13 protein-coding genes and 1 riboswitch are annotated in these 14,183 nt (G+C 53.8%); of the genes, 5 read left to right on the top strand and 8 right to left on the bottom strand.

Going from position 1 to position 14,183, the window contains the following annotated elements; all coding sequences use genetic code 11:
- Window positions 1–32: 32 nt before the first annotated feature.
- Window positions 33–1,274, bottom strand: a complete 1,242-nt coding sequence (locus ACH0VJ_RS10995; protein WP_000708447.1) for a multifunctional CCA addition/repair protein — start codon at window positions 1,272–1,274, stop codon at window positions 33–35.
- A gap of 62 nt (window positions 1,275–1,336) precedes the next feature.
- Window positions 1,337–1,951: a TIGR04211 family SH3 domain-containing protein gene (locus ACH0VJ_RS10990; protein ID WP_001125344.1), complete on the bottom strand. Its 615-nt coding sequence runs from the start codon at window positions 1,949–1,951 to the stop codon at window positions 1,337–1,339.
- A gap of 241 nt (window positions 1,952–2,192) precedes the next feature.
- On the opposite strand from ACH0VJ_RS10990, the gene ACH0VJ_RS10985 reads away from it, so the two are divergent.
- From ACH0VJ_RS10985 to hldE, 3 genes are all read left to right on the top strand, one after another.
- Window positions 2,193–3,494, top strand: coding sequence for an inorganic triphosphatase (locus ACH0VJ_RS10985; RefSeq protein ID WP_000046215.1), 1,302 nt, complete (start codon window positions 2,193–2,195; stop codon window positions 3,492–3,494).
- Between the two features lie 117 nt (window positions 3,495–3,611).
- Entirely contained in the window at window positions 3,612–6,455 is a 2,844-nt protein-coding gene (glnE, locus tag ACH0VJ_RS10980; protein WP_000188295.1) for a bifunctional [glutamate--ammonia ligase]-adenylyl-L-tyrosine phosphorylase/[glutamate--ammonia-ligase] adenylyltransferase, read from the top strand.
- 47 nt (window positions 6,456–6,502) lie between these two features.
- Complete coding sequence (gene hldE, locus ACH0VJ_RS10975) at window positions 6,503–7,936, top strand: bifunctional D-glycero-beta-D-manno-heptose-7-phosphate kinase/D-glycero-beta-D-manno-heptose 1-phosphate adenylyltransferase HldE (RefSeq protein ID WP_000867682.1); 1,434 nt, start codon at window positions 6,503–6,505, stop codon at window positions 7,934–7,936.
- A gap of 159 nt (window positions 7,937–8,095) precedes the next feature.
- Here hldE and ACH0VJ_RS10970 read toward each other — a convergent pair whose 3' ends face one another.
- The 3 genes from ACH0VJ_RS10970 to ACH0VJ_RS10960 form a co-directional block, all read right to left on the bottom strand.
- A complete protein-coding gene (locus ACH0VJ_RS10970) occupies window positions 8,096–8,155 on the bottom strand; it encodes a type I toxin-antitoxin system Ibs family toxin (RefSeq protein WP_111754053.1) in 60 nt (19 codons plus the stop codon).
- Between the two features lie 239 nt (window positions 8,156–8,394).
- Window positions 8,395–10,074: a flotillin family protein gene (locus tag ACH0VJ_RS10965; protein WP_000342879.1), complete on the bottom strand. Its 1,680-nt coding sequence runs from the start codon at window positions 10,072–10,074 to the stop codon at window positions 8,395–8,397.
- An 18-nt stretch (window positions 10,075–10,092) separates the two neighbouring features.
- The gene (locus tag ACH0VJ_RS10960) at window positions 10,093–10,713 is read right to left on the bottom strand and encodes an OB-fold-containig protein (protein WP_000171739.1); all 621 of its coding nucleotides are present in this window, start codon (window positions 10,711–10,713) and stop codon (window positions 10,093–10,095) included.
- Between the two features lie 257 nt (window positions 10,714–10,970).
- On the opposite strand from ACH0VJ_RS10960, the gene glgS reads away from it, so the two are divergent.
- Entirely contained in the window at window positions 10,971–11,180 is a 210-nt protein-coding gene (gene glgS / locus ACH0VJ_RS10955) for a cell surface composition regulator GlgS (protein WP_000928927.1), read from the top strand.
- 73 nt (window positions 11,181–11,253) lie between these two features.
- On the opposite strand, the gene ubiK is transcribed toward glgS, so the two are convergent.
- The gene (gene ubiK / locus ACH0VJ_RS10950; RefSeq protein WP_000566825.1) at window positions 11,254–11,553 is read right to left on the bottom strand and encodes a ubiquinone biosynthesis accessory factor UbiK; all 300 of its coding nucleotides are present in this window, start codon (window positions 11,551–11,553) and stop codon (window positions 11,254–11,256) included.
- Between the two features lie 132 nt (window positions 11,554–11,685).
- Window positions 11,686–11,884: riboswitch (FMN riboswitch) on the top strand.
- Window positions 11,885–11,989: 105 nt separating this feature from the next.
- On the opposite strand from ubiK, the gene ribB reads away from it, so the two are divergent.
- Window positions 11,990–12,643 carry a 3,4-dihydroxy-2-butanone-4-phosphate synthase gene (gene ribB / locus ACH0VJ_RS10945; RefSeq protein WP_001076978.1) on the top strand — a complete coding sequence of 218 codons (654 nt, stop codon included), beginning with the start codon at window positions 11,990–11,992 and terminating at the stop codon, window positions 12,641–12,643.
- 170 nt (window positions 12,644–12,813) lie between these two features.
- Here ribB and dsbI read toward each other — a convergent pair whose 3' ends face one another.
- Window positions 12,814–13,491: a protein-disulfide oxidoreductase DsbI gene (dsbI, locus tag ACH0VJ_RS10940; RefSeq protein WP_000345576.1), complete on the bottom strand. Its 678-nt coding sequence runs from the start codon at window positions 13,489–13,491 to the stop codon at window positions 12,814–12,816.
- Window positions 13,492–13,505: 14 nt separating this feature from the next.
- Window positions 13,506–14,177, bottom strand: coding sequence for a thiol:disulfide interchange protein DsbA/DsbL (locus tag ACH0VJ_RS10935; RefSeq protein WP_000096230.1), 672 nt, complete (start codon window positions 14,175–14,177; stop codon window positions 13,506–13,508).
- Between the last annotated feature and the right edge of the window lie 6 nt (window positions 14,178–14,183).

Genomic DNA, 14,183 nt, shown 5'->3' with positions numbered 1-14,183 from the left:
GCCATCAGGCAATTTATCGTGCCGGATGGCGTTTAGCTGGCGGGGTTCGGGCAGCGCTTCTCTTTCCAGTTGGCGACCGCTGCAATTCGTCGCTTCGTCAGCTCCTCGCGAATCTCAATGCCCTTAAATCCGGCCTCCACCACCTCTTTCGTCGGTACCGCTTGGGCCACCTGCCAGGCTTCGCGCAGCCAGCGCCCCTGCGGGTAATCCGACGCTTCAAATCCGGTACGTCCACGGACATCGGCTTCGCTGGTCAGCGCAATCTGCTCGACGCGCTGCGGTTTACGCCATGCATCAATGGCGTCAAACAGCTTAACGATCGTTTTCGGCTGGAGTATCGGAAAGGTGTGGATCAGATCATGGTATTCGGCGACCAGTTTAGCTAAATCACGCAGGTCATTGGGGACGCGCAAACGCTGGCATAACTGTTCGACCAGTTTCACGCCCGCCGGGCCGTGACCATGATGGCGCGGCCAGAGGTTTTTCGGCGTTAAGCCTTTGCCCAGGTCATGACAAAGCGTGGCGAAACGGACATCAAGCTGCGGACTGAGCATGGCGGCCATCGACAGCGTCATCAGCGTATGAACTCCGGTATCAATTTCCGGATGCCACTTTGCCGGCGCGGGTACGCCAAACAGGGCGTCGATTTCCGGAAACAGGACGCGCAGGGCGCCGCAGTCGCGCAATACCTGGAAGTAAACCTGCGGATTGCGGGTGGTAAGCGCATTTTCCGTCTCTTTCCATACCCGTTCCGGCGTCAGATGTTCCAGCTCGCCTGCCGCGGTCATTTCGCGCATTAGCGCCAGTGTTTCATCGGCGATACGGAAACTAAGATGAGCGTAACGGGCGGCAAAACGCGCCACGCGCAATACGCGCAAGGGATCTTCGCCAAACGCGGGAGAGACATGTCGCAGTAGACGCGCCTCCAGATCCCGGCGCCCGTGGTAAGGGTCGATAATCTGGCCGTCATCGTCGCGCGCCAGAGCATTAATGGTCAGATCGCGACGCTGGAGGTCGGCTTCCAGGGTAACGTCCGGCGCGGCATAACAGGTGAAGCCCGTGTAGCCGGAACCGGATTTACGCTCGGTACGCGCCAGCGCATATTCTTCGTGAGTTTGCGGGTGGAGAAACACAGGAAAATCACGGCCTACCTGCTGGTAGCCCGCATCAAGCATCTCCTGCGGCGTGGCGCCGACAACGACCCAATCTTTATCTTTAACCGGTAGCCCTAACAACGCATCCCGAACCGCACCACCGACCAGATAAATCTTCACGCCACTTTCCTTTTAAAAACGATCATCCTCTAATGATAAGACAGTGCCGCAGAGAAGGCGATTTAGTTCATCCAGCGGTCTTTGCGTTTACGGCTTGGGATCATATGCGGCAGCACCAGCCCTAACAGCAAGCCAATACCCAATACGCCGCCGCCATACATAAACCACTGCATAATAATGGTGCGCTGTTTGTCATCCAGTTGCAGATTCGCGGCGCTAACTTTTTTCTGCGCGACAATCAGCTCGTTTTTCAGCTTCTGGTTCTCTTCTTTTAGCCCGTTGATGACGCTGTCGCTTTGCGCCACTTTCTGCTGCATATCGGCGGTGCGCTGATTCCACGTGGTATCAATATTGTTGAGTTTATCGGTCAACGTTTTGACCTGATTTTCAAGATCCGGCACGCGGGTACGCAGGCTTGGCGTGGTATTCAGTTCTTTTAACGGTATCCAGGCAGTACGACCAGAACTGTCTTTAATTTGACCATAGTTGGCATCGCTCTGTAAGAGCGTGACTTCCTCGCCGGCGTTGACGGTACCCACAAGGCGATAATTATCTCCCGGACCGCTGCGGACCCAGGTATTCAGTTCATCAGAAACGTAACGCGTCTCTTCAGCATGAGAGACGGCGGTGGCGCTAAGCGCAAGTAAAGTTAGTCCAATCAGGCGTAATTTTGGCATCAGGCTGTCGTTATTGTCAGAGAAAGTGGAACGATAGTAACGGCATCAGTGTCGCTACGCAAAGTAGTCGACATCAATCGGAATCATCTGTGTCGCCTTTGCCGCTACGTCAAACTTTTACGCCCGTCAAATTGCTCGTTGCATGGCAATTTGGCGCAAAATACTATCTACTGACAAAAATAATGCGGGTAAGTTCGCCAAGAATCTTCCCAGATGTGACATAACCCATAAGTACAAGGCCATGGCTCAGGAAATCGAATTAAAGTTTATCGTCAATCACGACGCCGTAGATGCGCTGCGAAATCATCTTCATACGCTCGGCGGCGAGCATCATGCGCCCAGCCAGTTGCTGAATATCTACTTCGAAACGCCTGATAACTGGCTACGCCGCCATGATATGGGGCTGCGTATTCGTGGTGAAAATGGGCGCTATGAAATGACCATGAAAATTGCCGGCCGGGTAACGGGCGGGCTGCACCAGCGACCCGAATACAATGTCGCGCTAAGCGAACCCGTGCTGGATCTGACGCAACTTCCGGCGGAGGTCTGGCCGGATGGCAAACTGCCCGCTGGCCTGGCATCAAGCGTACAGCCGCTGTTCAGTACCGATTTTTACCGGGAAAAATGGTGTCTGGACGTTGACGGCAGCAGGATTGAAATTGCGCTCGATCTCGGCGACGTAAAAGCGGGCGAGTTTGCCGAACCGATTTGTGAGCTGGAGCTTGAGTTGCTTCGCGGCGATACGCGCGCCGTGTTAAAACTGGCGAAGCAACTGCTGTCGCAAACCGGTTTGCGTCAGGGCAGTCTGAGTAAGGCGGCGCGAGGTTATCACCTGGCGCAGGGGAATGCGCCGCGAGAGAATACACCAACGACAATTCTGCGGACCGCCGCGAAAGCCACGGTAGAGCAAGGGCTGGAGGCCTCGCTGGATCTGGCGTTGTCACAGTGGCAGTACCATGAAGAGCTCTGGCTGCGCGGCGACGAGTCGGCGAAAGAACACGTGCTGGATGCTATGGGATTAGTGCGCCATGCCTTAATGCTTTTTGGTGGCATTGTTCCACGTAAAGCGAGCGCTCACTTACGTGATCTACTTACCCAGGCGGAAGCGACGATGACATCCGCGGTGTCCGCCGTCACAGCCGTTTATAGTACGCAAACGGCGATGGCGAAACTGGCATTGACGGAATGGCTGGTGACGAAAGCCTGGCAGCCATTTCTGGACGCGAAGGCGCAGGCCAAAATGGCCGATTCTTTTAAGCGTTTCGCCGACATTCATCTTTCTCGTCATACTGCTGAATTAAAAAAAGTTTTTGGACAACCGCTGGGTGATAAGTATCGCGACCAGTTGCCGCGTTTGACTCGCGATATCGACAGCGTTTTACTGCTGGCCGGGTATTATGATGCGATGGTCGCGCAGGCATGGCTGGAAAACTGGCAGGGATTGCGTCACGCCATTCTTACCGGACAACGTATTGAAATTGAATATTTCCGTAATGAGGCCATTAACCAGCAGCCGTTCTGGTTGCACAGCGGAAAACGATAATCAGAACCGTAGAAAGCGCCTGATGACGCTGCGCTTATCAGGCTTACGGTATGCGGACTTGTAGGCCGGATCAGGCGAAACGCCGCCATCCGGCATTATTTAAAGGATATCCCCTAAATGACGCCGCTCTCTTCACCCTTATCGCAGTACTGGCAGACCGTTGTTGAGCGCCTACCAGAAGGATTTACTGAGACATCGCTTAGCGCGCAGGCGAAGTCAGTACTTACATTTAGCGATTTTGCGCTGGATAGCGTGATAGCGCATCCGGAGTGGCTTGCCGAACTGGAATCCGCATCGCCGCAGGCTGATGAATGGCGACATTATGCTGGCTGGTTACAGGAGGCGTTGGCAGGTGTCTGTGACGACGCCTCGCTGATGCGTGAACTGAGGTTTTTTCGTCGTCGCATCATGGTACGCATCGCCTGGGCGCAGACGCTGTCGCTGGTGGACGATGAGACTATTTTACAACAGTTGAGCCATCTGGCGGAGACGCTCATTGTGGGGGCGCGCGACTGGCTGTATGCCGCCTGTTGCCGCGAATGGGGAACCCCCTGTAACCCGCAGGGCGTTCCGCAGCCGCTGTTGATTTTAGGCATGGGCAAGCTGGGCGGCGGCGAACTGAATTTTTCGTCTGATATCGATCTGATTTTCGCCTGGCCGGAACATGGCGAGACCCGGGGCGGGCGTCGTGAACTCGATAACGCCCAGTTTTTTACGCGTCTCGGGCAGCGGCTGATCAAAGCGCTGGATCAGCCCACAATGGATGGTTTTGTCTATCGGGTGGACATGCGCCTGCGACCGTTTGGCGACAGCGGCCCGCTGGTACTGAGTTTTGCCGCGCTGGAGGATTACTATCAGGAGCAAGGACGCGACTGGGAACGCTACGCCATGGTGAAAGCGCGGCTAATGGGCGATAACGACGACGCCTGGTCTCGTGAATTGCGCGCCATGCTGCGGCCTTTCGTTTTCCGCCGCTATATCGATTTCAGCGTCATCCAGTCGCTACGTAATATGAAAGGGATGATCGCCCGCGAAGTGCGACGCCGCGGTTTGAAAGACAACATTAAACTTGGCGCGGGCGGTATTCGTGAAATTGAGTTTATCGTGCAGGTATTCCAGCTCATCCGCGGCGGACGCGAGCCGTCGCTACAGTCGCGTTCGTTACTGCCAACGCTGGATGCTATCGCTGCGCTGCATTTGCTGCCTGAGAATGACGTGGCGCAACTGCGCGTGGCCTATCTTTTTCTACGTCGTCTGGAGAATCTGCTGCAAAGCATCAATGACGAACAGACGCAAACGTTGCCTGCCGACGATCTGAATCGGGCGCGGCTGGCCTGGGGAATGAAGGCGGAGAACTGGCCGCAGCTTGTTGGCGAACTGACGGATCATATGGCTAATGTACGCCGCGTATTCAACGAATTAATTGGCGATGATGAAGCCGATACCCCGCAGGAGGAAGAACGTTCAGAGCCGTGGCGTGAAGTATGGCAGGATGCGCTACAGGAGGATGATTCGACGCCAGTGCTGGCGCATTTAGCCGATGAGGATCGGCGACAGGTTCTGACCCTCATCGCTGACTTCCGTAAGGAACTGGATAAACGCCCTATCGGCCCGCGCGGGCGGCAAGTGCTGGACCAACTGATGCCGCACCTGCTTGCTGATGTCTGTTCTCGCGAAGACGCCGTTGTTACGCTATCGCGGATAACGCCATTGCTGGCGGGGATTGTCACTCGCACCACCTATCTGGAGCTGCTGAGCGAATTTCCCGGCGCGCTGAAACACCTGATTATGCTCTGCGCCGCTTCGCCAATGATAGCGAGCCAACTGGCGCGTTATCCGTTGTTGCTTGATGAACTGCTCGACCCCGGCACGCTTTATCAGCCGACGGCTACCGACGCTTACCGCGACGAATTACGCCAATATTTGCTGCGCGTGCCGGAAGAAGACGAAGAACAACAACTGGAGGCATTACGCCAGTTTAAACAGGCACAGCTTTTGCGGATTGCGGCGGCGGATATTGCCGGTACGCTGCCGGTGATGAAAGTGAGCGATCACCTCACATGGCTGGCGGAGGCGATGATTGATGCTGTGGTGCAGCAGGCGTGGACGCAAATGGTTGCGCGTTATGGTCAGCCAGCGCATCTGGACGAGCGCCAGGGGCGGGGGTTTGCGGTTGTCGGTTATGGCAAGTTGGGCGGATGGGAGCTGGGCTACAGTTCCGATCTGGATCTCATCTTCCTGCATGACTGTCCGATGGACGTCATGACCAACGGCGAACGCGAAATCGACGGGCGGCAGTTTTATCTGCGCCTGGCGCAGCGCATTATGCATCTGTTCAGTACGCGCACCTCCTCCGGAATTTTGTATGAGGTGGATGCGCGTCTACGCCCCTCTGGCGCGGCGGGAATGCTGGTGACTTCAGCGGACGCGTTTGCCGATTATCAGCAGCATGAAGCCTGGACCTGGGAACATCAGGCGTTGGTACGCGCTCGCGTGGTATATGGCGACCCGCAGCTTACCTCACAGTTTGATGCGGTGCGCCGCACTATCATGACGACGGCGCGCGACGGCAAGACATTGCAGACTGAAGTACGTGAAATGCGCGAGAAAATGCGGGCGCATCTCGGCAATAAGCATCGCGATCGTTTTGATATTAAAGCTGATGAAGGCGGTATTACGGATATTGAGTTTATCGCGCAATATCTGGTACTGCGCTACGCTCATGAAAAACCTAAATTAACGCGCTGGTCTGATAACGTGCGCATCCTGGAGCTTCTGGCGCAAAACGGCATTATGGATGATCACGAGGCGCAGGCGCTGACGGTAGCCTACACCACACTGCGTGATGAACTGCACCACCTGGCGTTGCAGGAGCTTCCCGGTCATGTGGCGCAGACGTGTTTTAGCAAAGAGCGCGCGCTGGTGCAGGCAAGCTGGCGGAAGTGGCTGGTAGCCGTTTGAATTATGCTATTATCGCGCGCAAATTTTGAATCTCTCAGGAGACAGGAATGAAAGTAAATCTGCCAGCGTTTGAACGTGCAGGCGTCATGGTTGTGGGTGATGTAATGCTGGATCGCTATTGGTATGGCCCCACTTGCCGTATTTCACCGGAAGCGCCGGTGCCCGTGGTTAAGGTAAATACCGTTGAGGAACGCCCGGGCGGCGCGGCGAACGTGGCGATGAACATTGCGTCTCTGGGAGCGAACGCCCGTCTGGTCGGCCTGACGGGTATTGATGACGCCGCGCGCGCGCTGAGCAAAACGTTGGCAGAGGTCAATGTGAAGTGCGACTTCGTTTCTGTGCCGACGCATCCGACGATTACCAAACTGCGCGTGCTATCACGTAATCAGCAGCTCATTCGTCTTGATTTTGAAGAAGGCTTTGAGGGCGTGGACCCACAGCCGTTGCATGAGCGTATCAACCAGGCGCTGGGATCGATCGGCGCGCTGGTATTGTCCGATTATGCCAAAGGCGCTCTGACCAGCGTGCAGACTATGATTTCCCTGGCGCGCCAGGCGGGCGTGCCGGTGCTCATCGATCCGAAAGGAACGGATTTTGAACGTTACCGCGGCGCCACGCTGCTGACGCCAAACCTTTCTGAATTTGAGGCGGTCGCGGGGAAATGTAAAAGCGAAGACGAACTGGTTGAACGTGGCATGAAACTCATTGCCGATTACGACCTTTCCGCGCTGTTGGTCACGCGTTCCGAACAGGGAATGACTCTGCTGCAACCGAATAAAGCGCCGCTACATATGCCGACGCAGGCGCAGGAAGTTTATGATGTTACCGGTGCGGGCGATACGGTGATCGGCGTGCTGGCGGCGACGCTGGCGGCGGGAAATACCCTGGAAGAGGCGTGTTATTTCGCCAATGCGGCGGCGGGCGTAGTGGTAGGTAAACTCGGGACGTCAACGGTTTCCCCTATTGAGCTGGAAAACGCAGTGCGCGGACGCGCGGATACCGGCTTCGGCGTTATGACCGAAGAGGAGTTGAGACAGGCCGTCGCCAGCGCGCGTAAGCGTGGCGAGAAAGTGGTCATGACCAACGGCGTTTTCGATATTCTGCACGCGGGCCATGTCTCTTATCTGGCGAACGCGCGCAAACTGGGCGACCGCCTGATTGTTGCGGTCAATAGTGACGCCTCGACTAAACGCCTGAAAGGCGAAAGCCGTCCGGTTAATCCGCTCGAACAGCGTATGATCGTGCTGGGCGCGCTGGAGTCAGTCGACTGGGTTGTCTCTTTTGAAGAGGATACGCCGCAACGACTGATTGCCGGTATTCTGCCGGATCTGCTGGTAAAAGGCGGCGACTATAAGCCGGAAGAGATCGCGGGCAGCGAAGAGGTCTGGGCCAACGGCGGCGAAGTCATGGTGCTGAACTTCGAAGATGGTTGTTCCACGACCAATATCATCAAAAAGATCCAGACCGAGAGCGAGAAGTAAAACCGCGACATCAGGCGTTACAGACGCGGCGGGCGCTGATTTTGAAGGCGCGTCGGACATTTTGTTTCGACGCGTATCTCGCGGTTGACGCTGCTTTTTTTTCGACCTAAAGTAAAGGAATAAGGGTGAGAGGGGATCTCTCCCCCCTCTGATTGGCTGTTAGTAAGCTGCGAAACTTATCAGTAACAGAACAATCAGTATGATGACCTGTTGCATCATAACCCTTTCCTTATTAAAGCCCCTTCCTCGGGAGGGGCTTTCCCGTTTCAGCCCCTTGCTGACATCGCGATTGTTGGTGAGTGGCCTGTCTGGCGCAAGGGCTTTCTCCCGCCGATTTTGCGTTACTGGATCGCCCACGCAAAATGGCCTGCTGGTCATAACGCTTTGTACAGACAAGGTGGAAAAAAGATAAAAAAATCCCCGGCCTTATGGCCAGGGACAGGAGATATAGCGGGGGGTTATTGCTCTTTTACCGTTGCTTCGCGATTAATCTCATCCGTTGCCGATGAAACCAACGGTGTGGTCAGCGCCTTTAGCGAGCCGCCGGCGATGCCAATCTCGTTTAACAGCGAATCGATCAGCGGCGCCTGGGTACGATAGGTGAGCGCGGCAGATAACGCTTGTTCCGCCAGGTTTCCCCCGTTAGCGCCGCCAGCGGCGACGTCGCCCGCCGTCGCGCCGCGATTGAGGCCATCGACCTGAATAATCTTAATGCCGTCGATGGATTTCATCGGTTCAACAGACTTCTCAATAACAGCAGGCAACGATTGTAAGAGCGCTAGTTTAAATTTGAGGCTGGTTTGTTCGTCAGATAGTACGTTGATAGCGTCATTCAGCGCCCGTTGCGCTTCGGCTTCCGCCAGACCTTTTTTACGCGTTGCTTCCGCCAGTTCGATGATGGCGGCGGCTTGCAATTCTGCCGCTTCTTTCTCTGCTTTTGCCCGAACGGTCAGTTCGACCGCTTTGGTTTCCGCATCCTGCGCCGCGGCGATCAGAGCGACCTGCTTGGCGCGATCCGCTTCGGCGGTCTGGCGGGTGGTTTCTACGTTTTGCTGGGCGCGAACCGCATCGGCCAGCGCGTCGTTGGCGCGCGCTTCCGCTTGTGATTGCTGCTCGGATTTGGCGGCAATGGCGATAGATTTCGTCTGGTTGGCGATTTCTGTCACCTGTTGCTGTTCGATCTCTTTAATACGTACTTCACGCTCGGCCTCAACTTTCCTGGACCGTACTGCTTGCTCACGTTCGATCTCCGTCTCCTGGATCTGCCGCTCAGCAAGAATGCGCGTCTGTTCTGCTTCACGATGGCGCTCGGCCTCAAAAGCGGCAATTTTGGCGTTTTGTTCGGCGGTGCGGGTTTTAACCTGTTGCTCCTGCTCCAGAGTCATAAAGGCTTCTTGCTGCTCGATTTCCAGCTTGCGTTCAAGCGCGTCGCGGTTCTTTTCGCGCACCGCCACTTCCACATCCTGTTCCACTTCATTACGTTCACGACGGCGGCGTTCGGTTTCCTGCGTCAGTTTCGTCAGACCTTCGGCATCAAAGGCGTTGTTTGGGTTGAAATGTTCTTTGGACGTTTGGTTAAAGTTGGTTAATGAGACGCTTTCCAGTTCCAGGCCGTTTTTCGACAAATCTTCCGCAACGGTGTTTTGTACGCCCTGAACGAAGTTTTCACGCGTATCCTGTAGCTCATGCATCGTCATCTGGGCCGCGGTAGCGCGTAAGGCGTCAACGAATTTATCCTCAACCAGCATACGCAGATCTTCCGGCGACAGCGTTCGCTGGCCAAGCGTTTGTGCGGCGGTGGCAATACCTTCAACAGAGGGTTTTACACGTACGAAGAAAGCGACGACCACGTCAACGCGCATACGATCTTTGGTGATCAGGCTATCGACGGTAGCACGGCTAACTTCAAGTTTTAGGGTATTCATATTGATCGGAATAATTTCGTGAAAGATTGGCATCACAATAGCGCCGCCGCTCATCACCACTTTTTGCCCGCCAAGCCCGGTACGGACAAACGCCTGTTCCGCAGATGCGCGGCGATAGAGGCGAGCAAAAATGATCCCGATAATTAGTAAGACGATAACCGCAACGATGGCGGTAAACATCCATGATGGCAATATGCCAAAAACATCATCCATTATGTAAGTTCCTCTCAATTAAACGTAGAAGGTACGCTCAGCCAAATAGCGCGTTGCGGAAAGTCGGCAGACAATCAGCACCTTGTCTCCTTTTTTAAATTCTTTTCCCTTTTCGGGTTCCAGCAGTAAATAGTGAATCTGGCCGAACTTATCGGTAAATTTTCCTTCGCAAGGTGTACCGGCGACGGCGGCGTGGCCGGTAATAATCGCCATGCCGCCGATAAATTCCTCTTCCCGGAGGGCGGAGCTTTCATCTCTGGGTAGCCAGGGCGCGAGGATTTTTCCGCTGTAATGCACGGCAAAGACCGACAGGACAATGCTCAACGGGACCAGCAGCAGATTGCTGAGCGGCGCTTGCCAGAGCATGATCCCGCCATGCTGGATGAGGATACCGAAGAGGCCGAAATAACCGGCCAATAGACAGAGGACGACCAGGGCGGGAACGCGTCCAATATTCAGATAATGAAGCGCCTGGCCCGCAGGGCCGGATGACAGGGCGTCATAATGATCGAGATGGGCGTCGAGCGCGCCTGAAAGAAAGTGGCCAAAAATCAGCGAAATCATCTCCAGCACGCCGATAAAGAAAACGAACGCGATGGCAAACAGATAGGGGCTGTTATACTCCGCAAATAAGGTCATATTTTCTATCCTTGTCGCCGCCTTCAGAAGGATGTTCGCGTGATAATTTTCATGCTTGTTATTTCATTGCGTTACAATATCATGTGACCCATATCTCCTTAAGTCCGAAAAGCGATTTATCCGTCGTTATCTTTGGTGAATATTGTGATTTTGCGCATTAAATTTGCGCACGTTATGTATAAAACCGCCGTACATATAGGGAAATACTGAAATCAGAAAAAGCATATAGCCTTAACAGAATTCAATAACTGGAGGGTATGCTGATGAACAACAATAACGTCTATTCATTAAATAATTTCGATTTTCTGGCGCGCAGTTTTGCCAGAATGCAGGCGGAGGGGCGTCCTGTTGATATCCAGGCGGTAACCGGCAATATGGACGAGGAGCATCGCGACTGGTTTTGCAAGCGTTACGCGCTTTACTGCCAGCAGGCGACTCAGGCGAAAAGGTTAGAATTAGAACACTAATGCAGGCTCCCTTTACAGGTGCAGGGCATTATTCAGATCTTATATGAGCGGGCCGTCAGGCCCGTTCACGTTTTTACTCTTGTTGTGGATCGACTGGCGGGATGGCGGGCGCAGGTTTTACTTCTTCAGGCTTGTCGCGAGCTTCCAGTTCGCTGAGGCGTTGCTCCAGCAGCGCCAGTTTTTCCCGGGTGCGCAGCAAGACCTGAGTCTGGACATCAAACTCTTCGCGGCTCACCAGATCGAGACGCGTCAGCTGAGATTGCAGCGTTTGACGGATTTTTTTCTCGATATCTTCCCCGAACTCGCGAATACCTTTCGGCATTGACTCATGAACCTGGCGTGCGATTTGCTCAATTTTTTTCGGGTCAATCATTGTGGTTTCCCTGAACTGATAAGTGTTAGCTCTTATTGTAGTGCGATATGTGGACGCCATAAACCAGAATTGTGTGACGTCATACGGAGTAAAGGCGTTGATGAAGGTAATCAATAGCGTTATAGTTAACCCGCTTATTCTCAGGGCGGGGCGAAATTCCCCACCGGCGGTAAATCAGCGATGTTTAACGCATTTCTCATCACGGCGCGCCGTGACGGAACGCGGAGAGCAGGTTGAAAGCCCGCGAGCGCTTTTTGCCATAGCGAAAAGGTCAGCAGATCCGGTGTAATTCCGGGGCCGACGGTTAAAGTCCGGATGGGAGAGGGTAACGATCCAGTCGGGCATGGACCCGCTCACGTTATTTTTTTGCCGCTTGTCGGCACTCCTAAGACTGCCCTGATTCTGGTAACCATAATGTTAATGAGGTTTTTTTACCATGAATCAGACGCTACTTTCCTCTTTTGGTACGCCTTTTGAACGTGTTGAACTTGCACTGGATGCGCTGCGTGAAGGACGCGGTGTGATGGTGCTTGATGATGAAGATCGTGAAAACGAAGGCGATATGATTTTCCCCGCAGAGACGATGACCGTAGAACAGATGGCGTTAACCATTCGTCACGGTAGCGGTATTGTTTGCCTGTGTATTACTGAAGACCGTCGTAAGCAGCTCGACTTGCCAATGATGGTGGAAAACAACACCAGCGCCTACGGCACCGGTTTTACCGTGACCATTGAAGCCGCAGAAGGCGTGACCACCGGCGTTTCCGCCGCTGACCGTGTCACTACGGTGCGTGCGGCAATTAAGGATGGCGCAAAACCGTCCGATCTTAACCGTCCGGGGCACGTTTTCCCACTGCGCGCTCAGGCGGGCGGCGTGCTGACGCGCGGCGGTCATACGGAGGCGACCATCGATCTGATGACGCTGGCCGGTTTTAAACCTGCAGGCGTACTGTGCGAGTTGACTAACGACGATGGGACGATGGCGCGCGCGCCGGAGTGTATCGCGTTTGCAGGCCAGCATAATATGGCGGTGGTCACGATTGAAGATCTGGTGGCTTACCGCCAGGCGCATGAGCGCAAAGCCAGCTGATCGAACGGATCATGGTTGAAAAAAGCCGATGAGATGTCATCGGCTTTTTTGTATTCCTTCGGTGCCATATCGTTCAGTTTCAAAGAACGACGAATAAGCTGAATGGTAAAATTATTGTGAGAAAAGCAGAGGCCTGAATGCAGACCTCTGCTTTGGTTTATCTATTCAGGTTATTTGCCTCTGGCCAGTTTTAATGCCCAGGCGCCGCTCATCACCAGCAGCAGAATCAGGCACAACCCAAAGGCCAACATACATGCCTGCGCCATGTTCATAAAGTGCCAGGGCGGAAGCAGATACCAGCCTTCGGACTGCTGGTAGAGATCGACAAACCACTGCTGTACGCTACTGAGCGTTACGCCATCAGGGACGATAGGCGCGTCATAACCGCAGTCTCCGGTAGGTTTAAACCACTCCGGTGCCCATTCCGCCAACGGTAAGTTGAAAGGAAAGGTCGGGTCAGTCGAACATCCTTGCACGCCAAAAAGTGAATCGGGGTCCGCATTATGTACCGCATGATGGATACCATTAAGCTTAATAGAAAACTTAATGCCCATAATGCTGCCATAAAACGCCGCGATGCAGCCAATCAGCTTCAGCACGATATTTTTGGGATTTATCGCCGCAATCACCCCGCCAATTACCATCACAAACATCGCGTAACGAATGTAAACACACTGTTCGCACGGCGCCATGTAGAGATAGATTTGGAAGAACGAGTGCGCCAGGATAATTAACCCTCCCATCGCGATGGCCATTAACAGCCACAGAAAGCGCTGTTCCTGCCATCTCACCAGCGTATCTACTGGTCTTGCGCGTAGGTCTCGCCATAATCCCTTAATAAAATCCATAATCGTTTCCCTGCTTATTTTTTAGTGGCCAGTTCCCGAACGAGTTCAGCCATAGAATCGATGGATTTGATGTTTTTGGTATAGATAAGGTACTTACCGTTGACGACGTAAGCCGGAACACCCTGAATTTTGGCAACGTCATAGGCGGCTTTCCATTTTTCCAGAGTCTCCTGAACGGCAGGATCTTTCAGCGCTGCTTCAAAATCAGCCTGGCTCATGCCTGCGGCGTCCAGCCCGGTTTTAATAAATGCCGCCGGATCTTTCCCATCTGACCAGCGCTCTTTCTTATCATGGTAAGCCGCATACCAGGCGAACTTCGCTTTTTTGAATTGTGATTTAGCATCAAATAACGAAATCCCGGCAGCTTTATCTTTGGCGATCAGGACTGCAAATACTTCGCTGGCCTGTTTTCCATATTCGCCTTTTGTTTCCAGGTGGAACGGGGTGAACGTAACGAGATCGGCTACTTTATCAGAAACCGGACCTGTTACGGCTTTGTCATATTTGTAGCAGAAAGGGCAGGCATAGCTAAATACCTTAATCAGCGTTTTATCCGCATTAGGAATCGGTTTCTCCAGAACCATATAATCTGTGCCCTCGGTAAAAGCCGATGCCGCAAAAGGAGTGACCAATGCCGCGGTTAATACTACGCTTTTAAATAAAGAGGTAATCCATTTAGATGACATATTAAT

Origin of the sequence: Salmonella sp. 2020_1459, assembly GCF_043847915.1 — a bacterium.
Classification (GTDB): Bacteria; Pseudomonadota; Gammaproteobacteria; order Enterobacterales; family Enterobacteriaceae; genus Salmonella; species Salmonella enterica.
Note: the sequence above shows the minus strand (reverse complement) of the source record. Positions and strands in the feature narration are given on the sequence as shown.